General features: G+C 28.2%; 9 protein-coding genes. 2 read left to right on the top strand and 7 right to left on the bottom strand.

The window, feature by feature from the left end:
• Window positions 1-97: 97 nt before the first annotated feature.
• Both B2694_RS07015 and B2694_RS07010 read right to left on the bottom strand, forming a co-directional pair.
• On the bottom strand, window positions 98-1,681 hold the full coding sequence (locus B2694_RS07015) for an AAA family ATPase (protein WP_346885126.1): 1,584 nt from the start codon (window positions 1,679-1,681) through the stop codon (window positions 98-100).
• 223 nt (window positions 1,682-1,904) lie between these two features.
• Window positions 1,905-2,156: a DUF4351 domain-containing protein gene (locus B2694_RS07010; RefSeq protein ID WP_346885125.1), complete on the bottom strand. Its 252-nt coding sequence runs from the start codon at window positions 2,154-2,156 to the stop codon at window positions 1,905-1,907.
• Window positions 2,157-2,257: 101 nt separating this feature from the next.
• Between B2694_RS07010 and B2694_RS07005 the strand changes: the two genes are divergently transcribed.
• Window positions 2,258-2,416 carry a hypothetical protein gene (locus B2694_RS07005; protein ID WP_414632719.1) on the top strand — a complete coding sequence of 53 codons (159 nt, stop codon included), beginning with the start codon at window positions 2,258-2,260 and terminating at the stop codon, window positions 2,414-2,416.
• 55 nt (window positions 2,417-2,471) lie between these two features.
• Here the strand turns inward: B2694_RS07005 and B2694_RS07000 are convergent, their stop codons facing one another.
• The 5 genes from B2694_RS07000 to B2694_RS06980 form a co-directional block, all read right to left on the bottom strand.
• Window positions 2,472-3,317 (bottom strand): DUF2785 domain-containing protein, encoded by an 846-nt coding sequence (locus B2694_RS07000; protein WP_346885124.1) that lies wholly within the window; start codon window positions 3,315-3,317, stop codon window positions 2,472-2,474.
• A gap of 136 nt (window positions 3,318-3,453) precedes the next feature.
• Window positions 3,454-3,747, bottom strand: coding sequence for a hypothetical protein (locus B2694_RS06995; protein WP_346885123.1), 294 nt, complete (start codon window positions 3,745-3,747; stop codon window positions 3,454-3,456).
• 60 nt (window positions 3,748-3,807) lie between these two features.
• Window positions 3,808-4,011 (bottom strand): hypothetical protein, encoded by a 204-nt coding sequence (locus tag B2694_RS06990; protein ID WP_346885122.1) that lies wholly within the window; start codon window positions 4,009-4,011, stop codon window positions 3,808-3,810.
• A 76-nt stretch (window positions 4,012-4,087) separates the two neighbouring features.
• Window positions 4,088-4,525: a helix-turn-helix domain-containing protein gene (locus tag B2694_RS06985; protein ID WP_414632718.1), complete on the bottom strand. Its 438-nt coding sequence runs from the start codon at window positions 4,523-4,525 to the stop codon at window positions 4,088-4,090.
• Between the two features lie 261 nt (window positions 4,526-4,786).
• Window positions 4,787-5,221: a DUF3788 domain-containing protein gene (locus B2694_RS06980; protein ID WP_346885120.1), complete on the bottom strand. Its 435-nt coding sequence runs from the start codon at window positions 5,219-5,221 to the stop codon at window positions 4,787-4,789.
• Window positions 5,222-5,752: 531 nt separating this feature from the next.
• On the opposite strand from B2694_RS06980, the gene B2694_RS06975 reads away from it, so the two are divergent.
• Entirely contained in the window at window positions 5,753-6,190 is a 438-nt protein-coding gene (locus B2694_RS06975) for a GNAT family N-acetyltransferase (RefSeq protein ID WP_346885119.1), read from the top strand.
• Window positions 6,191-6,606 lie beyond the last annotated feature (416 nt).

Raw genomic sequence — 6,606 nt, 5'->3', positions numbered from 1 at the left:
ACAGACTTTTTTTCACAGGCTCTGTTAATACATCCTAGAGAAAGGATGTATTTCTATTTATATAATCTTTGAGCTAAGTTCCCATAGAAACCTTCCCTTAGCAATAAACTTCAACTATTCTTTTTTCTTTCTCACCTAGGTTTAAGGTTGTTTCTTTCACTGTTCCTACTTCTCCATTTACTCTTCTAAAATCAAATATTAAAAGGTATCCCTCATTAAGGCTATATTGCTCTAAGTACTGACCTAGCTGGATTAGTCTTCTTTGATGATAAGATTCTCCACTCCACCGTTTCAGCTCTAGTACATACATCTTTTTATTGTATGTTATGACGATGTCAAATCTCTTTTCATCTCCACCTTGAACTTCCTTAAAAGCAAAGCCAGTTCCATTTATTATTGGACTTATGAAAGCTAGGAATAGTAGTCTTCCATCTGCCTCTAAAAAGGCCTCTCTTTTCTCAGAGTACTCATGCTTCATAAACTCTGAGAATTCTATAAGAATCTTTTTAACATCAAGGTTGCCATCTTCTTTAATATAGCCACTTCTTTGATTATAGGAGCCAATATTAGTTGAAGTTTCTATAAGTGAACTCATATAATCATATATAATAAGTTCATAAATTCTATTGTTTATTTTTAACCTCATATTTTCATTTCTAAATATTCCATACTGTATTCCAAAGCTTATGATTGGATTATTAATATTATAGGTTATTTTATTACCATCTATAGCTAAGCTTTTCACCATTGTTTTTAATTCTTCATTATTCTCAATATTTTTAATTAAGCTATCAAAATTAGTATTACTATCCTTTAAGAGTTCTTTAACAGCTAGATCCATGTACTCTTTTTCCCATAATAATTTATCTTCATCCATTATATTTTCATCTATAATTTTGCATAGTTTACTCACCAAGAAGGGGTAACCAGAAGTATAGAAATAAAGTCTTTCTGCAAAGTATTCTTTATCAAGGTTAACCCTTTTATTTTCAGTATAATCATCCAACATAGTGATTATCTCTTCCTTTGAAAAGCTCATATCCACATTAAAATCAGTGGCTATATTCCATGGACTGTTATATTTATGCTCCTCATCAGGTCTTAGTTTTATTTTCAAGGTCTTTACATCATGAACCCCAGCTAAAATCACACTATGAAAGGTATAATCTTGTCCTTCATTCCTTAGTAAGTACTTGCTTCTTAGAAGTCCTAAAAAACTAAAAAAAAGTTGATTATTGCTACTTTTATCAACTTCATCAATCATTAACACTACTTTTTTATTGGTTTTTAACATAAATTTAGTTAATACCCTTGATAAATCCCTAAAGTTTTCTACATTACTCTTTTCAGCTTCTAAAAAATTAGCTAGTTGACTGTTTGTTAATAGGATAGCATCTGCTAGTATCTGCAAAAACTCCTTTGAAAATATCTTCTCATCTTCAAAAATTAAATCTCCTATGCCCTCAAAACTTATCTTTATAGGCAAAAAATCCTCTGTTTCCTTTAGTCTATTATTTAGTAAAAACAAAGTAGTAGTTTTACCATATTGCCTTGGCCTGTTTATTATAAAATACTCTTCAGCACTAATTAATTTCATTATTTTATCTATTTTATTTGAAGTGTCTACCATATAGTGTCTATTAGGGATACAAGTTCCCGTTATATTAAATTTCTTCATCAAAATCTATCACCATCCTATAATGATATTCTATCATATAAATGGGTTATTTAAACATAGCGTAAAATCTGAAATACTTATTTTATATACTTTATATTTTAATAACAATAGTTTTAAAGACATGGTGATTATCATATAATCCCATGCCTTAAATTCAATTTCTTTATTTATGTCTATTAGATACATTACAAATTAAATAAATACTGCTACTTATTTATATGATTTGTTATACTTTAGTAAGCTTAAAATACTCTTCCAATTCCTCCACTGAATCTATATCAAAAATATCCATACCAATTCTATCAATGGTATTAATGGGTAAATTCATTATCTTATCCTCATATTCTTCTGGTAAACTTTTGAATTTTTTTATTAGTAGCTTAATTAGTAATTCTGCTTTGCCTTTTTCTATTCCTTCTGCTATTCCCTTTTCTATGCCCCTCTTTTCAACCTCTGGATCATATAATGTTTTTGTCATTCTACTCACCTCATTTTCTAAAATTTCATCCTTAATAAAATTTCTATTTAGATATTCTATTAAATTTTGTATTGCTAGCAACAATAAATAAAGTAGTTTGTATGCCTACTGAAAGAAGTATTTATAGACTATCTTTTGAAATGTTGAAGGTTAATGCCATACTCAGTGAAGACCCATTTTACAAAGAAAAGATCGCCAGTTATGAAATTATTGAATTTATTCCTACCAAATATGCAGCTAGTTTCAAAGATTTTATTTAATAAGAATGAGAAAGGGGCTATCTCCCTACATTCACTCCATTATTTTATGACATTATTAATCTAAGTATAAATTTATTTTCCTTTCTAAGTCAATTATTGCTTTTGATATTTCCTCATTATTTTCAAGATGTAATAGTCTAAAGTACAGGCTACGTATGAAATTTTTCACATTAGTTCTAGCCATAAATCTTGTTCTTCTATCTTCTATTTCAACAACCTTACTAAGCCCATCTATCCAATTACAAATATATTTATTACTTAATAAGTTGTCTGATATTATATCATAATATATTATTGTAATTAACCTTTCATCCTCTTCTGCATTGAAAACTTCTCTTCCTTCAAGTAACTTATTTTCTATAGTCCCCATAATATCTTTACATATATCCTCAGTAATTCCTTTACAGTTTATTAATGCATGTATTCCATCAGCTACATGCGCTATAGCATGTAGCCAACCCTTTTCTTTATCATATCCACGTAAATCTTTTTCTTCATTTAAATATTTAATTAAGCAATCTTTAGTCTTTAGAATCATTTCTTCATCTAAAAATTCTTTATCTAAATGAACACATAAGATTGGATTTACCAAAAGTATAGAAAAACTTCTTCTTAAAACTGAATCATCATCTTCACTTCCAATGTTATAAAAAGCAAAGTCTTTACTTAATATAGTATTTAATAATGTTTCTAACTCTTCGTCAGTAAAATACCCTTTTTCTTCAATCCAATTAACAAAAGTAGTATATATCAACTCATCTCTTACTTCAGGATCATTGTCGCCAATATACTTAAGCATTAAATTAACATAATCATTAATATTTTCACCATTTCCAAGGTTGTATTCATTCTCTTTAATCCTTATTAAATTTGCTTTTAGCTGTTCTTTTTCATTATACATTTTTAGCACCTTCCTATTTAAATAAAAATTTAGGCAAAAAATTTAATTCTAATAATTAATTTTACTGATATATTATAGGGAGAATATATGAATAGAATTAAATAAATTTATTTACTAATTTCTTCTTAGTGAAGAATCATAATCCTTGGCCACACAAATTTGGTTTTATTCCTAAAACAACATCAGTAATATCTTTGCAATCATAAACACCAAATTGATTTCCTACTGGAACTTGAGCAGATTCACCAAAGCAATAGTAGCCTATTAGATTATTCTCTTTGTCAGTAACCGAAAAATAATATCCATTAAGGAGTTCACTTATACAGCTATTACTTTCATCCATACTATAGATTGAAAATGGTTCTTTATAAACCCATTTTGAAATTTGCTTTGCTTCATTATAATTCATTTGCTTTATATTTAGTTTCATGCTAAATCCCCCATTACTTAATTACCTACTTATTTGATTATATACCATATATTTTCAATATTAAAGATACCTAACATAAGCTGTATAAATTGCTTCTCTAATTCTAATTTCCTTTAATTTTGTGTCAGAAAGAGAGGTATGAGAATGTGCTAATATATTTTTACTCTTAATGGTATCTTTCTCTGTGTTAAAGACCTCTAACCACTTAAACCAATATATGTAATTAGCAAGATATTTAGTTGCAACACCATTAAATCTATCCATCAACTTCTATTACACCACCAACGCTTCCAATACCCATAAAGGCTCTAATTGCTATTGTTGCTATTGGACTATAAAATTATCTCTTTTCTTTATTCTTTCTTCTAATAACTTCTAACACATATCCTATTCCCATACCTATAAAAGCACCTGCAGTTCCCCACATAAAATTCCCTGTAATTACACCAACACCTGTCCCGATTATAAAACCTCCAAGCATTAAATTTACTGAATCTTCATCCTCATCCTCTTCATCATAACTATCACTATCATCACTAGATACATCCTCTCCTTGATTTATGCTTTTTCCTTTATCTGTTTTTTCATTAACCATCAACTCATCTAAACTAACATTAAATATATCCCTTAATAATATAAGGTTATCTATATCTGGATATGCTTTACCTGATTCCCACTTTGAAATTGCTTGACGTGATATATTTAACTTTTCTGCAAGTTGTTCTTGTGATATATTTTTTTCTTTTCTTAATTTCTTTAGATTTTCTTTAAAATTCAAAGTAACCACCTCATGTCTAATTATCTCTATCTATTTGCTATTATACAAGCATATATTAGTTACTTTAGCTGTAAACCAGTGGTTGCATCAATTAAAAATTAAGCTTAGATTCCTTAGTCTTGATATAGAAGTTAAAAGCAAAGAAAAAAAGTGCCCCTCCTGCAAAGAACAACACTTTTTATCAATTAATAATCTATTATAATAAATTCGCCAGTGAAGAACTTCAAATAATAGGTAAAGAGCAGAAGATTAAATTTAATATTACTTTAAAACAGGCTTCTTTTTAAAAGCTAATAATCTTATTATCTCTTCTATATCTTCCTTTGTTTTAGGTCTGTAATTAATCCATCCACCATCACTACAAGGATATTTATTCTTCCATAATTCTTTAGTTAAAGATAAACCCCCATTAATTACTTCATTGAGTTTTTCCTTATCTTTTGAACTTATTTGCATCATTACATCTATATCGCCACTTTCAAAAAAGATATAACATAAGTGCTTGGTTTTATGGGAATACTTATATCCCCAACCGTAATTATTTCCAAATGGGAACTTTAATTCCTTTTGCATATCATATTGTTTATCAAGGGTTTCTTCAAATTGCTTCAATAATTTTTTCGTATCATTTCCAATTAATTCAAAAATCTCTTTTTCCGTAGGTATATTATTTTTATCTAACATCCTATTACTCATATTAACTTCTCCAATCATATATTATATAAAGAGAGTTCTAAGCTTCTCTGAAGCTTTACTAACAGACTTCTAAGTATCAGTATTTTTGATACTTAGAAGTCGTTGTCCTTTAGGGGAAATCCTTATCCAGAGACGTAACAGATCTTTACTCCCACTTTGAAGAAGATAGGAGTATTAGAGCTGGTAATTATCGAATAGAAATTAAATAACATAATTTTTTACTGTTTTGTATTATCATATATATATTATACGTAAGTTGTCAATAACTTGTCGCATAAATGCTTATAACTATTCATTATAGTGTTTCTCTTTTTGAGTTAGGTGAAGGGTGAAAGTTTCTTGTCTTAAGAGGATTGTTTCCCTCTTACTGGACAAGGGATATATTTCAATATTTTATAGTAAATTGTATTATATTTACTATAATGATACACTAATAAATAGGTCGTATATGTAAACCATATCAAATCAAAATAACATCTAGAGATTTATTTAATTTTATTATCTCAAATCTAAAAATAGGGAGGAAACTCTATGGGAATTATGTTAAAACAAGTAACAAAAGAAAATTGGTACGAATGTAATAATTTAGAGGTTTATAAAGAACAAGAAGGAATTGTTGCGCCAAATTATAATTCAATCATTTTAAGTTTATTATATGAAAATTGGAATGCAAAATGCATTTATGAGGATGATATACTAATTGGACTTCTTTTATATGGAATTGAAGAGGATACGAGTAAACCAATGTTACTTAGGTTTATGATTGATAAAAAGTTTCAAGGTAAAGGATTAGGAAAAAAAGCAATGCTAAAATTGCTTGACTTAATAAAAGTTGAATATGGAAATATAAAATTCTATACAACAGTTTCGCCCCAAAATATATCTGCAAAGAAGTTATATGAAAGTGTTAGCTTTGAAGAAACTGAAGAAGTAATGTGGGATGAAAATGTAATGGTAGTACAATTATAAATAAAACCATGAGCAAGTGACTCCAACAAGACACGTCATCACTAAAATGTTACCCATTACCCAAATTAGGAACAAAATGAATAAATTTTGTTCCTATTAAATTATTAAAATACATATGAAAAATATTCAAAAAACCCGCAAACCCGCACAGCGCCAACAACTAGTTAACTAGTTATATAGTTAACTAGGTTCATATTTAACTAGGTTTATATTTGGACTTACGTCAATATTTTGGACACGATATTTCTATAAATTTGACGCCTTAACTAAATCTTCTTTAGCTTGAGGCGTTATATAACCAATAGAACCATGAATTCTTTTTCTGTTATACCAGCCTTCAATATACTTAAAAAGATTGTAAATGTCAACATGAAAATGCAGAAAAGTTCCAACATGTCTGATCGATTTTTGATAAT

Source organism: Clostridium sp. UBA4395, from assembly GCF_002390995.1.
In the GTDB taxonomy this organism is placed as follows: Bacteria; Bacillota; Clostridia; order Clostridiales; family Clostridiaceae; genus Clostridium_J; species Clostridium_J sulfidigenes.
This window is presented reverse-complemented; position numbering and strand designations above follow the sequence as displayed.